Origin of the sequence: Mycolicibacterium houstonense (assembly GCF_900078665.2) — a bacterium.
Lineage (GTDB): Bacteria > Actinomycetota > Actinomycetes > Mycobacteriales > Mycobacteriaceae > Mycobacterium > Mycobacterium houstonense.
In genome coordinates, this window is the sequence record NZ_LT546207.1 from 1,725,508 (window position 1) to 1,741,244 (window position 15,737).

The 15,737-nt window shown below is 66.1% G+C and carries 18 protein-coding genes; 6 read left to right on the top strand and 12 right to left on the bottom strand.

What is annotated here, in order from left to right:
- Nucleotides 1-3 precede the first annotated feature (3 nt).
- The 5 genes from BN4332_RS08745 to BN4332_RS08765 are packed head-to-tail and all read right to left on the bottom strand — an operon-like array spanning nucleotide 4 to nucleotide 4,265.
- The gene (locus BN4332_RS08745; RefSeq protein ID WP_160110825.1) at nucleotides 4-861 is read right to left on the bottom strand and encodes an alpha/beta fold hydrolase; all 858 of its coding nucleotides are present in this window, start codon (nucleotides 859-861) and stop codon (nucleotides 4-6) included.
- 7 nt (nucleotides 862-868) lie between these two features.
- A complete protein-coding gene (locus tag BN4332_RS08750) occupies nucleotides 869-1,756 on the bottom strand; it encodes an SDR family oxidoreductase (protein WP_066898089.1) in 888 nt (295 codons plus the stop codon).
- A gap of 1 nt (nucleotide 1,757) precedes the next feature.
- The gene (locus tag BN4332_RS08755) at nucleotides 1,758-2,189 is read right to left on the bottom strand and encodes a type II toxin-antitoxin system Rv0910 family toxin (protein ID WP_066898090.1); all 432 of its coding nucleotides are present in this window, start codon (nucleotides 2,187-2,189) and stop codon (nucleotides 1,758-1,760) included.
- A gap of 25 nt (nucleotides 2,190-2,214) precedes the next feature.
- Entirely contained in the window at nucleotides 2,215-3,417 is a 1,203-nt protein-coding gene (locus BN4332_RS08760; RefSeq protein WP_074133016.1) for a lipid-transfer protein, read from the bottom strand.
- On the bottom strand, nucleotides 3,414-4,265 hold the full coding sequence (locus BN4332_RS08765; RefSeq protein ID WP_066898091.1) for a MaoC/PaaZ C-terminal domain-containing protein: 852 nt from the start codon (nucleotides 4,263-4,265) through the stop codon (nucleotides 3,414-3,416). The genes BN4332_RS08760 and BN4332_RS08765 overlap by 4 nt, the downstream gene beginning before the upstream one ends.
- A gap of 90 nt (nucleotides 4,266-4,355) precedes the next feature.
- Between BN4332_RS08765 and BN4332_RS08770 the strand changes: the two genes are divergently transcribed.
- The 3 genes from BN4332_RS08770 (at nucleotide 4,356) to BN4332_RS08780 (ending at nucleotide 7,705) form a co-directional block, all read left to right on the top strand.
- Nucleotides 4,356-5,375: an AraC family transcriptional regulator gene (locus tag BN4332_RS08770; protein WP_066898092.1), complete on the top strand. Its 1,020-nt coding sequence runs from the start codon at nucleotides 4,356-4,358 to the stop codon at nucleotides 5,373-5,375.
- A 72-nt stretch (nucleotides 5,376-5,447) separates the two neighbouring features.
- Complete coding sequence (locus BN4332_RS08775) at nucleotides 5,448-6,599, top strand: acyl-CoA dehydrogenase family protein (RefSeq protein WP_066898093.1); 1,152 nt, start codon at nucleotides 5,448-5,450, stop codon at nucleotides 6,597-6,599.
- A complete protein-coding gene (locus BN4332_RS08780; protein WP_066898182.1) occupies nucleotides 6,599-7,705 on the top strand; it encodes a CaiB/BaiF CoA transferase family protein in 1,107 nt (368 codons plus the stop codon). The genes BN4332_RS08775 and BN4332_RS08780 overlap by 1 nt, the downstream gene beginning before the upstream one ends.
- Here the strand turns inward: BN4332_RS08780 and BN4332_RS08785 are convergent.
- The 3 genes from BN4332_RS08785 to BN4332_RS08795 form a co-directional block, all read right to left on the bottom strand.
- On the bottom strand, nucleotides 7,699-8,313 hold the full coding sequence (locus BN4332_RS08785; RefSeq protein WP_084459215.1) for a pyridoxamine 5'-phosphate oxidase family protein: 615 nt from the start codon (nucleotides 8,311-8,313) through the stop codon (nucleotides 7,699-7,701). The genes BN4332_RS08780 and BN4332_RS08785 overlap by 7 nt on opposite strands.
- Before the next feature lie 70 nt (nucleotides 8,314-8,383).
- Complete coding sequence (menE, locus tag BN4332_RS08790) at nucleotides 8,384-9,475, bottom strand: o-succinylbenzoate--CoA ligase (RefSeq protein ID WP_235654252.1); 1,092 nt, start codon at nucleotides 9,473-9,475, stop codon at nucleotides 8,384-8,386.
- Between the two features lie 44 nt (nucleotides 9,476-9,519).
- On the bottom strand, nucleotides 9,520-9,858 hold the full coding sequence (locus tag BN4332_RS08795) for a DUF3349 domain-containing protein (RefSeq protein ID WP_066898096.1): 339 nt from the start codon (nucleotides 9,856-9,858) through the stop codon (nucleotides 9,520-9,522).
- Between the two features lie 266 nt (nucleotides 9,859-10,124).
- Between BN4332_RS08795 and BN4332_RS08800 the strand changes: the two genes are divergently transcribed.
- The 3 genes from BN4332_RS08800 to BN4332_RS08810 are packed head-to-tail and all read left to right on the top strand — an operon-like array spanning nucleotide 10,125 to nucleotide 12,025.
- A complete protein-coding gene (locus BN4332_RS08800) occupies nucleotides 10,125-11,393 on the top strand; it encodes an inorganic phosphate transporter (RefSeq protein ID WP_066898097.1) in 1,269 nt (422 codons plus the stop codon).
- A 28-nt stretch (nucleotides 11,394-11,421) separates the two neighbouring features.
- Nucleotides 11,422-11,706: a hypothetical protein gene (locus BN4332_RS08805; protein WP_066898098.1), complete on the top strand. Its 285-nt coding sequence runs from the start codon at nucleotides 11,422-11,424 to the stop codon at nucleotides 11,704-11,706.
- Nucleotides 11,707-11,716: 10 nt separating this feature from the next.
- Entirely contained in the window at nucleotides 11,717-12,025 is a 309-nt protein-coding gene (locus BN4332_RS08810; RefSeq protein WP_066898099.1) for a DUF3349 domain-containing protein, read from the top strand.
- A 71-nt stretch (nucleotides 12,026-12,096) separates the two neighbouring features.
- On the opposite strand, the gene BN4332_RS08815 is transcribed toward BN4332_RS08810, so the two are convergent.
- The 4 genes from BN4332_RS08815 to BN4332_RS08835 form a co-directional block, all read right to left on the bottom strand.
- Entirely contained in the window at nucleotides 12,097-12,477 is a 381-nt protein-coding gene (locus tag BN4332_RS08815) for a VOC family protein (RefSeq protein ID WP_066898100.1), read from the bottom strand.
- A 48-nt stretch (nucleotides 12,478-12,525) separates the two neighbouring features.
- Entirely contained in the window at nucleotides 12,526-13,356 is an 831-nt protein-coding gene (locus BN4332_RS08820; RefSeq protein WP_066898101.1) for a nucleotidyltransferase domain-containing protein, read from the bottom strand.
- An 11-nt stretch (nucleotides 13,357-13,367) separates the two neighbouring features.
- Entirely contained in the window at nucleotides 13,368-14,222 is an 855-nt protein-coding gene (locus BN4332_RS34200; protein WP_235654051.1) for a GNAT family N-acetyltransferase, read from the bottom strand.
- Nucleotides 14,223-14,339: 117 nt separating this feature from the next.
- Nucleotides 14,340-15,716 (bottom strand): PucR family transcriptional regulator, encoded by a 1,377-nt coding sequence (locus BN4332_RS08835; protein ID WP_066898102.1) that lies wholly within the window; start codon nucleotides 15,714-15,716, stop codon nucleotides 14,340-14,342.
- Between the last annotated feature and the right edge of the window lie 21 nt (nucleotides 15,717-15,737).

Below are 15,737 nucleotides of genomic sequence, written 5' to 3' on the forward strand. Positions count from 1 at the left end.
ATCTCATGCCGACATGGTGCCCCGGACAACCCGGACCAGATTCTGCAGAGCCGCGAAAACCAAGTCAGGAGCGTCGAGTTGGGGGCAGTGGCCGGCGTTGTCGAGCACGTTCAGTTGTGCTCCGTCGATCGCGGTCGCGAGTCGGCGTGACGCCGCCAGCGACACAATGGGGTCGACGCGGCCGTGCACCACCGTGGTCGGGCATCTCACCACAGGGACGACGCGGACCGAGTTCACCTCGGTGACGATTTCTCGGGCGAGCGCCAAGATGTGCCTGCGTTGGGCCGGCAGCTGAAGCTGGTCGGTCAGCAGGTGGATCATCGCCGGGTCGACCGCCGCCTGCTTGTCTCCGTAGAGGCCGTACCTGGCGATTCTGTCCGACAGATGACGCAGCACCGGCGCCGGGGCGGGAGCAGCACCAAGCCAGCCCAAGCGTCGGCCGGCCGCGCAGGCAAGCACCCGGCCCGCGGGAGTCCAGCCGAAACCAGCGGCATTCACCGGCATCACCGCTCCGACTCGGTCGTCGCCGGATCTGGCGGCCGCACGCACGGCCAGCAATCCGCCGAGTGAGTTGCCCACGACCACTGCCGAGGAAGGAATGCCATGCCGGTCGACCATCTCCTCGACAAATCGGTCAAGCTGCGGTAGCCGCGGACCCGGGTGAAACGGGTCTGCGGCACCGAAACCAGGCAGGTCTGCTGCCACCGCGGGGATACCGGCCGCTGTGCAGCGTTGCAGGATTGCCTGCCACGAATCTGCAGGATGCGCAAAGCCGTGCAACAGGATGACTTTTGGGCCGTCTCCGGTGACCGAAAGTTCTCGTGTCTCATATCCCGCATAGGCGGCCCTGCCTACCGTCACCATCGTCCTAAGCCCCGATACCCCAGTCGTCGAAGTGGCCGGGTAGTTCGTCGAGTACCCAAGGACCGTCAACCTCGACCGTCTCCTCGATCGTCCAGCCTCGCAGTCGCGACACTGCGCCGCCCTGCACCGCGAGCACCTGACCGGTCAGCGGGCATTTCTCGCTCGCCAGGTAGGCCATGATCGGGGCGATGTTCGCCGGGCTGAAGGCATCGAACTCACCCTCGGGAACCTCTTCGGCGAAGATCGCGCCCATTCCCGGGGTGGCCAGCGTCAGTCGGGTGCGTGCCACCGGTGCAATGGCATTGACCCGCACGCCGTAGCGCCCGAGCTCCTCCGCGGCCACCAGGGTCAGGGCGGCGATGCCGGCCTTGGCCGCACCATAGTTGGACTGTCCGGCGAGTACCGAGAACGTCCCGGATGCCGAGGCGGTGTTGATCACCGCGGCGTTGGGCTGGTCACCGGCCTTGGACTGGGCCTTCCAGTGGACGGCCGCGTGGTGCAGCGTGTTGAAATGCCCCTTGAGGTGCACGGCGATGACGGCGTCGAACTGGTTCTCGTCCAGCCCGGCGATAAAGCCGTCCCGCAGGATCCCGGCGTTGTTCACCAGGATGTCCAGGCCACCGAACTCCGAGACTGCCTGATCGACAAGTTCTTTAGCCCCGGTCCAGTCGGCGACGCTGCCGGTATTGGCCACCGCGTGGCCGCCACCGGCTCTGATCTCGTCGACGACAGCCTGCGCCGGTCCGCTGTCGGTACCGCTGCCGTCGTTGGCTCCGCCGGCATCGTTGACAACGACGCTTGCTCCTTCCGATGCGAGCAGGAGGGCGTGCTCACGCCCGATCCCACGCCCGGCGCCGGTGACGACCGCCACCCGATTATCGAAGCGCCCCATCTCAACTGACCAATCCGGCGAGGTTGTCCAGCGATGCCTCGAGTTCCTTCTTGGAGGCTCGTTCGATGGCACCACCGATTGCGCCGACCATCATCTGGCTGATGAACTCGGCCTCGATGCTGACCAGTGAGGCGTCGCCCTTGGGCTCGACCGTCGCGGTCAGGCTGACCTTGGCGCCGGCCATGCCATTGCCCGATACGGTGAATGACGTTGGGGGATCGTACTTGTCGACAGTCTGAGTGATGGTGTTGGCCATCCCCATGATGGTCAGCACCGCCGTCATCTGAGCGCCCTGAGCCATTTCGGCCGGGGGCTCGTCCTTCCAACGCGTGTGCAGGGTGTTCCATTCCTCGTTGCGCCGTGGGTCGGCGAGTACCGCCCAGACCTTCTCCGGTGGTGCGGCGATCTCCTTGGACGCTGTCGTACGTGCCATGTTGGTTCTCCTTATCTTGTGGGTTTCAGCGGTTGGCGGGCCGGTATGCGGTGACCACCGCCGAACCGCCGAGGCCGATGTTGTGTTGCAGCGCGACCTTCGCGCCGGGCACCTGGCGCTGCTCGGCCTCGCCGCGCAACTGCCAGGTGAGTTCACTGCACTGCGCCAGTCCGGTGGCGCCGAGCGGATGTCCTTTCGAGATGAGGCCGCCCGACGGGTTGACCACCCACCGTCCGCCGTATGTGGTGTCGTCGGCGTCGACGAGCTTGTGACCGCTACCGACGTCACACAACCCCAGTGCTTCGTACGTCAGCAGTTCGTTGGGCGCGAAGCAGTCATGCAGCTCGATGACGTCGACGTCGTCGGGACCAAACTGCGCCTGCTCGTAAACGCGCTGAGCGGCAATGCGGCTCATATCCGCACCGACCAGTGTGGCCAAGCTGCCGGAATCGAAGGTTCCGGCGACATCGGTGACCAGTGCCTGGCCCACGATCTCGACGGCACGGTGGCCGAGACCATGGTCATCGACGAACCGCTCACTGGCCAGGATCACCGCGGCCGACCCGTCCGAGGTCGGTGAGCACATCGGCCTGGTCAGTCCTGCTGCGGGATAGACCATCTTGTCGGACTTGATCTGCTCTTCCGAGTACGGTTCCCGGAACTGCGCGTAGGGATTGTTGACCGAGTGCCTGTGGTTTTTCGCCGCGATCTTCACGAAGTGGTCCGGAGTCGATCCGAACTTCTCGTTGTGTTCCAGACCGGCCGCGCCGAACATCCATGGGGCGGGCGGAAAATAGATCTCGTGCAGCTCGGCCATCGCCATGAGATGGCGCTGCATGGGCTGTTCGCGATCCTGATATCCGTCGGTGCCGAGTGACCCGGGGTTCATCTTCTCGAAACCCAGGGCCAGGGTGCAGTCGGCAAGGCCGCCCCGGATCGCCTGTGCGGCAAGGAACAAAGCGCTGGATCCGGTCGAGCAATTGCTGTTGACATTGAAAATCGGGATGGCGGTCAGGCCGAGTTCGTAGACCGCGCGATGGCCTGACGTCGACTCGCCGTAGCAGTATCCGGCGTAGGCCTGCTCGACCAGGTCGTAGGGAATGCCCGCATCGGTCAGCGCCTTGTTTCCTGACTCGTTGGCCATGGCCGGATAGTCCCAATCGGCCTTGCGGCCCGGCTTTTCGAACTTCGTCATACCCACGCCGATGACGAACACTTTGTTGCTCACGCGAACTCTGCCCTTCCGTCGGTGATCACGTACTTGCCCGGCTTCTCGTCGCCGGCGGTTTCGAACGCGTAGTGCTCGCCGTGGCGCCACACCGAGGTGGTGATCGTTTCCTTCGGGAGGGCGGGCTTGGACAGGCGTACTGCCAGTCGTTTCAGTCGGCTCGGATCGTCGGGGCTCACGGTGGTCAGCAACGCATGCGATATGAAGGCGATCGTGCACAGCCCGTGGATGATGATCCCGGGAAGGCCCATAGCCCTGGCGAAGTCGTCGTCGAGGTGGATAGGCATTGGATCGCCGGCGGGTTCGGCGTACCGGAATGTCTGGTCCTCGTCGAACTGCTGCACCGCAACGAAGTCCGGCGGGCGGGGCCGCGGCACTTCGGGGAATCCGTGCTCCGGACTGGAATCTCCTACGGTGCCGTCAAATTCGCCGCCCCGGAAGAACCCGACGAAGTATTGCTCGTTGACCAGATCGCCACGGTCGCTGCGGGTCTCGACCAGAGTGGTCACGACGACACCGGACTGCTTGCCGGTGACCCCGATCGGTTTGGCTCGGACGGTGAGCAGTTCGCCCGGCTCGATCGGGCGGTGCAGACGAAAATCATGCTCCCCGTGCAGGAGTCGCATCATCAGATCGTCTGGGACCACCGCCAGCGTCGCGTCGGCCATCATCGCGGTGACCGGAACGACCGCGAACACCGGCGGCGCGTAGGTGCCGTCCAGGTGGGCGGCAATCGGATCGTTGGTCGCCTCGGCGTACGCGATGGTGCGCTCGGCTTCGACTTTGAATTCCTGTTCTTCGCCCCATCGGCCGAGGCGGTCCAGGTTGAACCCTTCAGGTGCTGACATGCCGACGACGTTATGGACGGCGGACAACGTTTCCGATGACCGAACTACTCGGATCAATTGACCCAAACGCGCACGGCTATCGTTCCAGACGTGACCGGAATACCGGCGAACACTGTCCAGCACACGGTGCCGATCGGCCGCATCCAGGCGTTCGTCCGGTTTGCGCTGGCCAATGGCTGGGATGTCGCCGCGATCATGCACCGTGCCGGAATCTCACCGATGCTGTTGGCCGAAGGCCGCTCCCGGGTCACGGTCGATCAGGCCGCGATCTTCGTGCGTGAGCTGTGGCGGATCACCGATGACGAACTGCTCGGCTTCGGCGCCACCCCGGTGCCGCGCGGTACGTTCCGCCTGGTCTGCCACGCGCTGATCGGCAGCGCAGCCGACCTGCGTGAGGGTTTGCAGCGCTTCGTGGAGTTCAACGACGCGCTGCCCGGTACTCCGCCCATGCACGTCGCGTTCGGTCCCGGGGAGACGACGCTGTCGATCGATCTGAGTGTGGTCGACGGCCCCGTCGACGTTCTCGTCGACACGCTGTTGGCGATTGCGCACAGGTTCCTCGGGTGGTCGATCAATGCGGCACTACCGCTGCGCCGGGTCGAAGTGCCGTACCGCCAACCGGACGGCATCGACGACTACGATCTGGTTTTCGGCGCCCCGGTGGTCTTCTCTGCACCGGTGCCCGCGTTGGTGATCGACAGCAAGATCCTCAGTGCGCCGATCGTGCGCACTCAGGAGGAGGTCGAGGCGTTCGTCCGCAATGCTCCGGCGGATTTCCTGGTCCAACGCGATTACGCCACGTCACTGGCCGACCGGGTGCGGCGCATGCTCCAGCGTGGGCTCAATGGTCCGGGGCCGACCACCGACAACATCGCTCAAGCGCTGGCGCTGAGCCCGCAGAGTGTGCGCCGCAAATTGCGCGAGGAGGGCACCTCGATCCGGGAGCTGCGCGAGACGGTGCTGCGCGACGCCGCGATCGCCGGCCTGGCCCGCGGCGATGAGTCCATCGCGGAGCTGTCCGCGAGGTTGGGTTTTTCCGAGCCGAGTGCGTTCACACGGGCCTTCCGCCGGTGGACGGGCAGCGCGCCGCGGTCATACCAGCCCCGGTAGCGCGTTTCGGTCAAGCCTCGTGATCGCTGCGGTCATGTTTGTGCTGCCGGGCGGGCCATAGCGTCCCTGTTCATGGCACAACAACATCGTTCCCCGTGGATGGACAAGGACCTCGACGCGCTCGCCGACCTGGCCCGGCGCTTCTTCGAATCCGAATGCGCACCGCATGAGGCTCGTTGGGCCGAACAGCAACACGTCGACCGTGAGGTCTGGGTGCGGGCCGGCGAACTCGGGTTGCTCTGCATGAGCATTCCCGAGGAATACGGCGGGGGCGGTGGCACTTTCGCGCATGACGCGGTGGTGTCGATCGAACAGGTCCGTGCTCTCGCACCCAGCTTCGGGGGCATGTTGCACAGCGGCATCATCTCCCACTACATCAACTCCTATGGCACGGAGGATCAGAAGCAGCAGTGGCTGCCCAAGATGGCCACCGGCGAACTCATCACGGCGATCGCCATGACAGAACCGGGCACCGGGTCCGATCTGCAGGCCATCAAGACCAAGGTGGTCAAACACGGCGACAACTACCGGATCAGCGGTGCCAAGACCTTCATTTCGAACGGGCTGCTCGCTGATCTGGTCATCGTCGCAGCCAAGACCGACCCGGAGAGCACCGGCGTGGACAGCGTCTCGCTCGTCGCCGTCGAGACCGATCGGCCAGGGTTTCGTCGTGGCCGAAACCTGCACAAGATCGGCCAACATGGCCAGGACACCTGCGAATTGTTCTTCGACGATGTCGAGGTACCGCAGACGAACCTGATCGGGGACACTGAGGGCCTCGGGTTCATCCAGCTGATGCAGCAGTTGGCGCAGGAGCGGCTCTTCCTGGCGATCGCGGCCGCCGCATCGATCGAGAAAGCGGTCGACCTCACGGTCGAGTACACCAAGGACCGGGAAGCGTTCGGGCGTCCGGTGTTCGGCTTCCAGAACAGCCAGTTCGAGCTCGCCGAATGCGACACGATCAAATCCGTGGCGTGGGCCTTCCTCGATGACTGCATCACCAAGCATCTTGCCGGCGAACTCGACATCCCCACGGCCGCCAAGGCCAAGTGGTGGCTCACCGAACAGCAGTGCCAGGTGATCGACAGGTGCATGCAGCTCTTCGGCGGCTACGGCTACATGGCTGAATATCCCATCGCGCGGATGTACGCCGATGCCCGCATCCAGAAGGTGTACGGCGGTACCAACGAGATCATGAAGACGATCATCGCGAAGGCACTGTGATGGCAGGACCACTCACCGGACTGCGGGTCGTCGAGATTGCCGGGCTCGCGCCCGCACCGTTCGGCTGCATGATTCTCGCCGATCTCGGAGCCGAAGTATTGCGTGTCGACCGTGCCACCGCCTCCGATGGACTGACGCCGCCGGCCGGGCCGCTGGATCGCGGCAAATACAGTCTGGCCCTTGACCTGAAGAAGCCGAGTGACCGCGACCGGCTGTACGCGATCACGGACAACGCCGACGTCTTCGTCGAAGGATTCCGGCCTGGCGTCGCCGAACGCCTGGGAATCGGCCCCGCCGACATCCGGGACCGCAATCCGCGCATCGTGTATGCGCGGATGACCGGCTGGGGACAGGACGGTCCGCTGGCCCACACCGCCGGGCACGACATCAACTACATCGCCCTGTCCGGTGTCCTCGATCTGATCGGACGTGCCGACCAACGCCCCATCCCACCTGGCAACATCATCGGCGACTTCGCCGGTGGCGGAATGCTTCTGGCCCTCGGTGTGATCGCCGCGCTGTACGAGCGGGAACGATCCGGCATCGGACAGGTCATCGACGCGGCAATGGTCGACGGTGCGGCCCTCTACACGGCGTTCATGCACGGTCTGCATGCCAACGGCCTCTGGAATCAACCGCGGGGCCGCAACATGCTCGACGGCGGTGCACCGTTCTACGACACCTATGAATGCGCAGACGGGCGCCACGTCGCGGTTGGCTGTGTCGAGTACCCGTTCTATCTGCAGATGCTCGAGCGTCTCGGGATCAACGACCCCGATCTACCGTTCCAGCTCGACACCACCGGATGGGCAGAGCTCAGGCAGCGAATCGGCGCGAAGTTCAAGGAGCGCACCCGCGATGAGTGGGCCCACCACTTTGCCGACTCCGATGCGTGCGTCACGCCGGTCCTCCCGCCCTGGGAGGCCCACGAACATCCACACAATCGGTCACGGGACGCCTACCTCGACATCGACGGCATCCGCCAACCTGCGCCGGCGCCGCGATTCAGCCGGACACCGGCCGCCGTTCCCGAACCGCTGTCACCTGAGCCGGCTGACGTTGAACGGCTTCTCCATAGCTGGGACCGCGAACCCCCTGGTCAGTAGAGCATCTTCCGCAGGTTGTCCTCGCGGTAGTACTCGTCGAGCTGCTGTTCGCTCAGGTCGGGTTTGAACGCCTTGGCCAGCTGCGCGACCGAGGGGACCGCGGTGGGGTTCCACGTTTCCGGCTTCCATGCGTCCGACCGCAGGAACGCCTTGGCGCAGTGGAAGAACACCTCTTCGATGGCGACCTCCAGTGCCAGGATCGGCCGCTTGCCGTCGACCACGAGTGCGTCGAAATAGTCCGCGTCCGACAGGATTCGGGCGGTCCCGTTGATCCGCAGCGTGTCGCCGCGGCCGGGGATGAGGAACACGGTGCCGACGTGCGGCTGCTGCAACACGTTGAGGTAACCGTCGACGCGCTTGTTGCCCGGGCGTTCCGGGATGGCGATCGTGGTGTCGTCGATCACGTGGACGAACCCCGGCGGGTCACCCTTGGGCGAGACGTCGACTCGGCCGTCGCTGTCGGTGGTGGCCACGAAACACAGCGGGGAAGCCGCCAGCCAGTCCTGCTGTACCGGGGACAGCCGGGCCGTCACCTTGTTGGCGACGTACTTGTTCGGCTCTCCGACGATGGCACGCAGTTGCTCCACGGTGGTGACTTCTTGACCCATGCCTCCATGATGCCCAACCCGCAGGCGTGCCCGCATCCGCTTTCTGGTGCGTCTTGCCGACGGCGCAGCCTCAGCCCGCGTATCGGACGGCCAGCTCGCGGCGGTCGAGCTTGCCGATGCCGCGGCGCGGCAACTCCTCGACGATGTGCACCTCCCGCGGCGCCGCGGTGGCATCCAGGGTCTGGGCCACCCAGGCCCGTAGTTCGGCCACATCGGGGGCCGGCGAATCCGGGGCCAGAACGAGGGCGGCCACCACCCGCTGCCCGAGCCGTTCGTCGGGGACCCCGAACACCGCGCACTCGGCGATCGCCGGATGGCTCGCCAACGCCGATTCCACCAGCTGGGGGAGCACCGTCAGCCCGCCGGTGCTGACCGCGTCGTCGACGCGTCCCAGCACCCGCAACACGCCCGAATCATCCATCGTGCCAAGGTCATCGGTGCGGAACCAGCCCGGGTCGGCGAACGGGTCCGGCGTGACCGGGTTGCGGTATCCCTTCGCCACGGTGGCACCGCCCAGCACGATCCGCGAATCGTCGATGCGTACCTTCACTCCGTCTAGGGCGACGCCGTCGTACACGCATCCGCCCGCGGTCTCGCTCATGCCGTAGGTGCGTACCACGTTCACCCCGGCGGCCCGTGCGCGTTCGGCGACTCCGGCCGGCATCGGCCCGCCGCCGATCAGCACGGCGTCCAGGTCGGCCAGCGCCGCGGCGGCATCCGGGTCGCGCAAGGACTTGTCCAGCTGGACCGCCACCAGCGAGGCGTAGCGCCGACCAGCGCCCAAATCGGCTACCGCAGAGGGCAACTCGTGCGGATCGAACGACGCCGGGAGGCTGACGGGTGTGGTGCCGGCCAGTGCGCTGCGCACCAGGACCTGCAGGCCGGCGATGTGGTACGCGGGCAGGGCCAGCAGCCAGCGACCGGTACCGCCCAACCGCGCATGGGTGGATTCGGCGCTGGCCCGCAACGCGTCCGCGGTCAACATCGCGCCCTTGGGCCGGCCCGTGGTGCCCGAGGTCGAGACCACCACCGCGACGTCGTCGTCGACCTCCTCTCCGGTGCGCAAAGTGCTTGTCAACAGCGAACTTTGGCGTTCGTCATCGGCAGGCACCGGCAGAATCGCCGACTCGTGGCCGGTCAGGAGACCGTCGAGGATCGTCAGGAGATCGTCGGTGGCGGAACCGACGGGGACGGGGCGCAGGACGGCTATTGCTGGCTCCCTGGTTCATCGGGGGTATCCCCGTCGCCGGCTTCCTCGCCGTCGCGCGGATCGTCGAGTGGCCAGCCCTTGGCCGCCAAGCGCTCACGCACCCGCTCGACATCCTCGGCGCGGGGGAGTTCGTCGGTGATCTGGGTGATCAGGACCCCGATGTCGATGTGATCGAAGTCACCGCGTTCGATGAGATCTCGTGCGACGGCCTTGACTTCGTCGTTGGTCAGCCGACGGGTCAGCAGCGCCAACAGTGGCACCCGGTCCGGCCCCGGCACTCCTTCGGGGTACCCGGCGTTCAGCCAGGCCGCGATCTTGGCGAGAAATGCGTTCACTGCGTCTACTCCTGATGGTGCACCCGAGTGAGGTTCCCGGTCATGCGACGGTGACCTGGAAGACGGCATCGATGGTAATGCTGTCCGCCGACTCTGGCCCGCAGTGAACTTATCGGCCGCGCAGGGATCGGCAAATGGTCCTGGCCAACAATGTGGGTTGCCAAGATGAACACTGGATGAACTCATCCGCAGCGTATCCGAATTGCCTGTTCACAGGGGTGGTTTCGGCTGGTCAAAATCGCCTGCGGTCCGACAGAATTACCGCCATGAGCGCTGAGCTGATCGTCCTGGTGCTGTTGATAGCAACGGCACTGGCTTTTGACTTCACAAACGGCTTTCACGACACCGGCAACGCCATGGCCACCTCGATCGCCACCCGCGCTCTCAAGCCCAAGACGGCGGTGCTGCTGGCCGGTGTGCTGAACCTGGTCGGCGCGTTCCTCTCGGTGGAGGTCGCCATCACGGTCACGAGCTCGGTGCTCAAGATCCAGGATTCCAAGTCTGGGGCGTTGATCCCGTCGATCGACCCCTCCACCGGGCTGACGATCATCTTCGCCGGTCTGATCGGCGGCATCCTGTGGAACCTGCTGACGTGGCTGTTCGGCATCCCGTCGAGTTCCTCGCACGCACTGTTCGGCGGACTGATCGGCGCCGGCCTGGCCGCGATCGGCCTGGCCGGGGTGAACTGGTCCGGCGTCACCCAGAAGGTGCTCATCCCCGCGGTCGCCGCTCCGGTGATCGCGTGCCTGGTGGCCGCCTGCGGAACCTGGCTGGTCTACCGGATCACCCGCAACGTCGCGCAGAAGCGTCGCGAGGCCGGCTTCCGCTGGGGGCAGATCGCCACCGCATCGCTCGTCGCGCTCTCGCACGGAACCAACGACGCGCAGAAGACCATGGGCGTCATCGCGCTCGCGCTGATCACCACCGGCCACCTCAGCGGGGACGTCAAGAACAACGGTCTGCCGTTCTGGATCATCGCCTCCTGCGCCTTGGCCATCGGCCTGGGCACCTACATCGGTGGCTGGCGGGTCATCCGCACCCTGGGCAAGGGCCTCGTCGAGATCGAGTCCCCGCAGGGCCTGGCCGCCGAGGCGTCGTCGGCCGCGATCATCCTGAGCTCCAGCGCCGCCGGCATGGCCCTGTCCACCACCCACGTCGCGACCGGCTCGATCCTGGGCAGCGGTGTCGGCAAGCCCGGCGCCGAGGTGCGCTGGGCGGTCGCCGGCCGCATGGCCGTGGCCTGGCTGATCACCCTGCCGGCCGCAGGCCTGGTGGGCGCCCTGGCGTTCTGGCTGTCGCACGGTATCGAGGCACTGACCTCCTCGGCGCTGGCCGGTGACGGGGTGATCTTCCTGCTGCTGGTCGGCCTGTCCGCCTACATGTGGTGGCGCGCCCAGCAGCAGAAGGTGGACCACAGCAACGTCAACGCCGATTGGGACCACTCCACCAACTCGGTGGTGCCCGCCGAACTGCGCGAGGCGACCAAGCCCGGCGCCGACAACCCCGACAACAAGCCCAACAAGGCCGCGGTCTGACCACGTTCAGCGGACACAAGGAATCGCAATGACTTATCTGGAAGCCATTTTCAAGGTGCTCGTGGTCGGATTGATCCTCGGCGCCGGTCTGCCCGCGGTGTTCGCCGCCGGACTGGTGGCGTACTCGAACGGCAGTGGCGGCACCAACGCCGACGGCACCACCCATGCCCCCAACCCGGCGCTGAAGTTTCTCGGCATGGCGCTGTTCGTGTTGGTGGCGTTCGTGATCCTGGTGGCCATCGCGTGGATCACGCGGACGACGATCATCCACCACACCGGCGTCGACCTGTTCCCGTTCCTGCCCAAGAAGTGAGTTTGACCGCGTGACCGAATCGACGAGCTTCCTGGACAACGTGCTGAGCTGGCTGCGTGCCGGCTACCCCGAAGGCGTGCCGCACACCGACCAGTTCGCCCTGCTGGCGCTGCTGACCCGGTCGCTGACCGAGGACGAGGTGGTCCAGGCCACCCACAACATCCTGCGGTCGAGCACCGGGGACAGCCCGGTCACCGATGACGAGATCCGGGCCGCGGTGCAGGACATCATCGACAAGGAACCCAACCCCGAGGAGATCCATCAGGTCGCCGCGCGACTGGCCTCGGTGGGCTGGCCCCTGGCCACCCCGGCGCGCTGAGGTTGGAACCCGGCTGTTGACTTTGAACCCACGCACACCGCTACTCGCACAAGTGCAGCGTCAGTTCTAAGTCAACGCATGTCCCGGCGCAGCGGGTGCGTCTCGGGTACCTGCACGAAAATCAGGGTGATGCCGTCGGGGTCGGTCACGTGCATCTCGTGCAGCCCCCACGGTTCCTGCGTCGCGGCCCGGGCGATCGCCACCCCGCGGCTTTCGAGTTCGGCCTGGGTGGCGTAGACGTCACGCACCTGCAGCCACAGTGCTCCGGGGAATGTCCCGGATTCGGTGGGGCTGTGATGGCCCGCCAGCTCGATCAGCGACTGCCCGGCGTAAAAGACTGTGCCTGCACCGTATTCACGGGCGATGGCCAGGCCGATCCCGTCCCGGTAGAACTCCACCGACTTCGGGTAATCGACCGGCCGGATCAGCATCCGGCTGGCCAGGATCTCCATAGCCCTTGTCTACCACCGTCGGGTCGCCGCGCGAATCCGCGACACGGGTCAGCGCCGTGATTGGTTCAGGTACGCGCTCAGTGTCCGATTTGCCAGGGCGTCATCGAGGCCGAGCTCGAAGCGAGGTTTGTCCGCGTCGGTCGACCAGGCGTGGTGGTCTTCCAGCAATGAGACGGTGCCGAGCACCAGACGCTCGGCGGCAGCCGCGATGTCATCGGAGTGAGAAGTGTCGCCCGAAAGGCCGAGGCAGCGCAGGAAATCCTCCCGATAACCCTGTGGTGCAACAGGAAATGACACGGCGGCGTCGAGGGCCGCCCGCGCGCTGGTTATCGGATCGGCCGGATGGCCGGGATTGACCACTGCCAGCACCGAGGGGCACAGCTGTGCGGCCGCCCGGGCGGCCAGCCGGACGCCCAACTCGTCACCCGCTCTGCGGGCATTGCGCAGCTTGCCAAGGTCGGAGAAGAAGTCCTCCAGTTCGGGGTCGCCGGCAGGACGGTGGAGCCCGGTGCCGCCATACCGCTCCGCCTCCTGCGGATCCTCCGCCCACAGCAAGCGGAACACCTCAAGTACTGCGAAGCCAAACGACCATTCCGCCGGTTCCTCGGCCTCATCCCACCACACGTCGTGAGGATGAACCGCTACCGAAACATGATGCAAGCGACCACCTTCGCCGTCGAACCATGCGGCATAACTGCTTTCGTCGGTGCCACTCACCAAGACATCCAGGTCGATATCGCTGTACGGTCCGGCGTCGCCGCGGACCAGGCTGCCCTTGAGGAGGATGGCCCGGGTGCCTGGGTAGTCGCGTCGAATGCGAACGACCGCGCGCCCGACGACGGCCTCGATTGCCGGATCGTACGAAGCGTGCTCGGGCATGGGCCTCCCCATCAGGAGCTCTCTATCTCACGGCAGAACCGGTGCATGCCGTCGTCGTCGAGGCCCTCGTGGCGCCAGCCGATCGCGGAGAAGAAACTGAACGCGGCGGGATTGTCCACGTCGACGTACGCGATCCAACACTTCGCCGCGGGATGCCCAGCCCAGGCCAGCGTCGCGGTGACAGCCTCCCGCCCGATGCCGGAACGCCGAAGTCGCGGGTTGACCGCGAGATCGGTGATCGTATGCTCATCGCTCGATCGATCCCACACACATCCCACCAGTGCCGCTGGTTGGCCTTCGTTGTCCTCGACGACGAGTTCCACGCCGCCGTGGTCGGAGAGAACATGCTCCAGCCACTCGTCATCGATCGGCCCCAACTGGTCATCAAGCTCGGCGTCGCGGAACCACTCAGATATCCAATGCCAATCGGAGCGCACCATCGGCCGGACGTGAAACCGTTTCTCGAACAACGCCGCGAGATGCGGCAGCGCAACACGTGTCGCCGTGGTCAGCGGCTCGGGGAGTCGGCGAAGGGGGAACCAACCCCACTCGGCGTGCTTGTCGGGCTCGACGATCCTCGGTTCCCCGCTGAACTGCCGCGCCAGGTAGACCGGAGCCACCCAGTGTTCGGGCTTGACGGGGTCGATCTGATCGACGACACACAGCAGCTCGACGGTTTCCAGTTCGATGCCGAGTTCTTCGCCAATCTCGCGAACCACCGCCGCCTGGACCGGCTCCAGCCAGTCCACTTTCCCGCCAGGGAGTCCCCAGTGGCCGGCCTCCGGGTCACAACGACGCCGAACCAGCAGCAGGGCACCGTCTCGCATGATCGCCGCCCCGCAGCCCAACCGTGGTTCCTGGGTCATTCGGTATCTGTATCTCCATCACGTGCGGTGCGGAAAAGGGTGCCCAAATCTCGTGCCGCACCGAAGTATTCACAAACGCCGCGGACTTGCCAACCGATTTTCGCGTACCCGCAATGGTCACCCGGGCTGCCCCGGCATCCGGCGGGCCCGGTCGCTGGCCCGTAATCCGATGGCGAAGGCGGCCTGGTCCTCGAAACTCATCGGATTGCGCCCGGTGATCTCGTGGATACGACTCAACCGGTGACGCACGGTATTGGTGTGCAGGAACAGTTCGCGGGCGGTGTCGATGAGGGAGCCGTTGGTGGCCAGGAAGGCCCGAAGCGTCCGCACGTGCTGGGTGCCCCGATCGTGGTCCAGGCGCTCGAGCGGGTCGATGAGCTGATTCTTGAACGGGGCCAACCGGTTCAGCGGCAAGCCCTCGAGCAGGCTGTCGAAGGTGCTCAGTTGATCGGGTCCGATGCTTCCGCCGTGCTGCTGCGCCAGGTCGAGGGCGATACGGGCTTGGGTGATCGCCGCGCCCAGCTCGGCCAGCGGTGTGGCCGCGGCGTGCCCCGAGGGCAGCGAGAGCTCGGTGACGGCCTGAGCGCGGGCACCGGCCTCGACGACCAGACATACCTCGGGCGCGTCGCCGACCAGGGCGTCGGGAAACGCCATCGACAGCACGGCGCCCGCCCCGGCCGGCCAGGCCGAGCAGGTCAGCTCCGGTGAGCTCAAACCCGCCCAGTCCAGCAGTTGATTGAGCGCATCGGGCAGCAGCATGCGTCGCTCGATCAGTGACAACAGCTGCCCGACCCGTTCGCGGGTCAGCGCGGATTCGATGTCGCGATCGCCTTGGGCGGCCTGGGCGAATCGCGCGATCAGCTCCAGCACAGCGCTTTCGGGCGGGTCCCCGCTGCCCACCCAGGTCAGGGCGCCCAACCCGTCGACGACGGTGGTGGCACCGGTCTCCTCGGATGTTCCGGCGGGATCCAGCAGCAGGTAGCCGCCCAGCACCTCGCCGGCCCGGTCCAGCAGCTGCCGTACCGACTCGCGCCGTCGTTGTGACGAAAGTAGTTCGGGCATCAGCGAATTGGTGGCTCGTGCGACCAGGATCTCGCCGCCGACCTGGAAGTCGGCGACGTAGCGGCTCACCGACGAGAACGGCACGTTGGGTGGGGCGACGAGGATCGGCAGGCCGTCTCGGCCGGCCGCGGCGATCAGCGCGTCGGGGACGGTGTCGTGCACATCGCCGATGCCGAAGCACAGCCCGGCGGCCCCGGCCCGGGTCAACGATTCGACGAAGGCCGCGCAGTCCTGAGCGGTCTGCAGACTGATGCCGACCGTGCAGACCAGTTCGCCACCCCGCAGGTACCGCGACGGGTCCCGTAGTTCGGTGGTGTGCACCCAGTTGATCCGGCGGTCCAGGTCACCCGTGGGTTCGTCGGGGGTGAGCAACCCGCGATGGGATTCGAGGAGATCGCGCAGTGTCGGTATGACGTCGCTGCGGTCCGACATGGGCTGAGCGTAACGCCGTCG

Coding starts and splice junctions, on each gene's coding strand:
- BN4332_RS08750 (WP_066898089.1), bottom strand. CDS start 1,756: ATGGGGCGCTTCGATAATCGGGTGGCGGTCGTCACCGGCGCCGGGCGT.
- BN4332_RS08755 (WP_066898090.1), bottom strand. CDS start 2,189: ATGGCACGTACGACAGCGTCCAAGGAGATCGCCGCACCACCGGAGAAG.
- BN4332_RS08765 (WP_066898091.1), bottom strand. CDS start 4,265: ATGTCAGCACCTGAAGGGTTCAACCTGGACCGCCTCGGCCGATGGGGC.
- BN4332_RS08775 (WP_066898093.1), top strand. CDS start 5,448: ATGGCACAACAACATCGTTCCCCGTGGATGGACAAGGACCTCGACGCG.
- BN4332_RS08780 (WP_066898182.1), top strand. CDS start 6,599: ATGGCAGGACCACTCACCGGACTGCGGGTCGTCGAGATTGCCGGGCTC.
- BN4332_RS08785 (WP_084459215.1), bottom strand. CDS start 8,313: ATGGGTCAAGAAGTCACCACCGTGGAGCAACTGCGTGCCATCGTCGGA.
- BN4332_RS08800 (WP_066898097.1), top strand. CDS start 10,125: ATGAGCGCTGAGCTGATCGTCCTGGTGCTGTTGATAGCAACGGCACTG.
- BN4332_RS08805 (WP_066898098.1), top strand. CDS start 11,422: ATGACTTATCTGGAAGCCATTTTCAAGGTGCTCGTGGTCGGATTGATC.
- BN4332_RS08815 (WP_066898100.1), bottom strand. CDS start 12,477: ATGGAGATCCTGGCCAGCCGGATGCTGATCCGGCCGGTCGATTACCCG.
- BN4332_RS08820 (WP_066898101.1), bottom strand. CDS start 13,356: ATGCCCGAGCACGCTTCGTACGATCCGGCAATCGAGGCCGTCGTCGGG.
- BN4332_RS34200 (WP_235654051.1), bottom strand. CDS start 14,222: ATGACCCAGGAACCACGGTTGGGCTGCGGGGCGGCGATCATGCGAGAC.
- BN4332_RS08835 (WP_066898102.1), bottom strand. CDS start 15,716: ATGTCGGACCGCAGCGACGTCATACCGACACTGCGCGATCTCCTCGAA.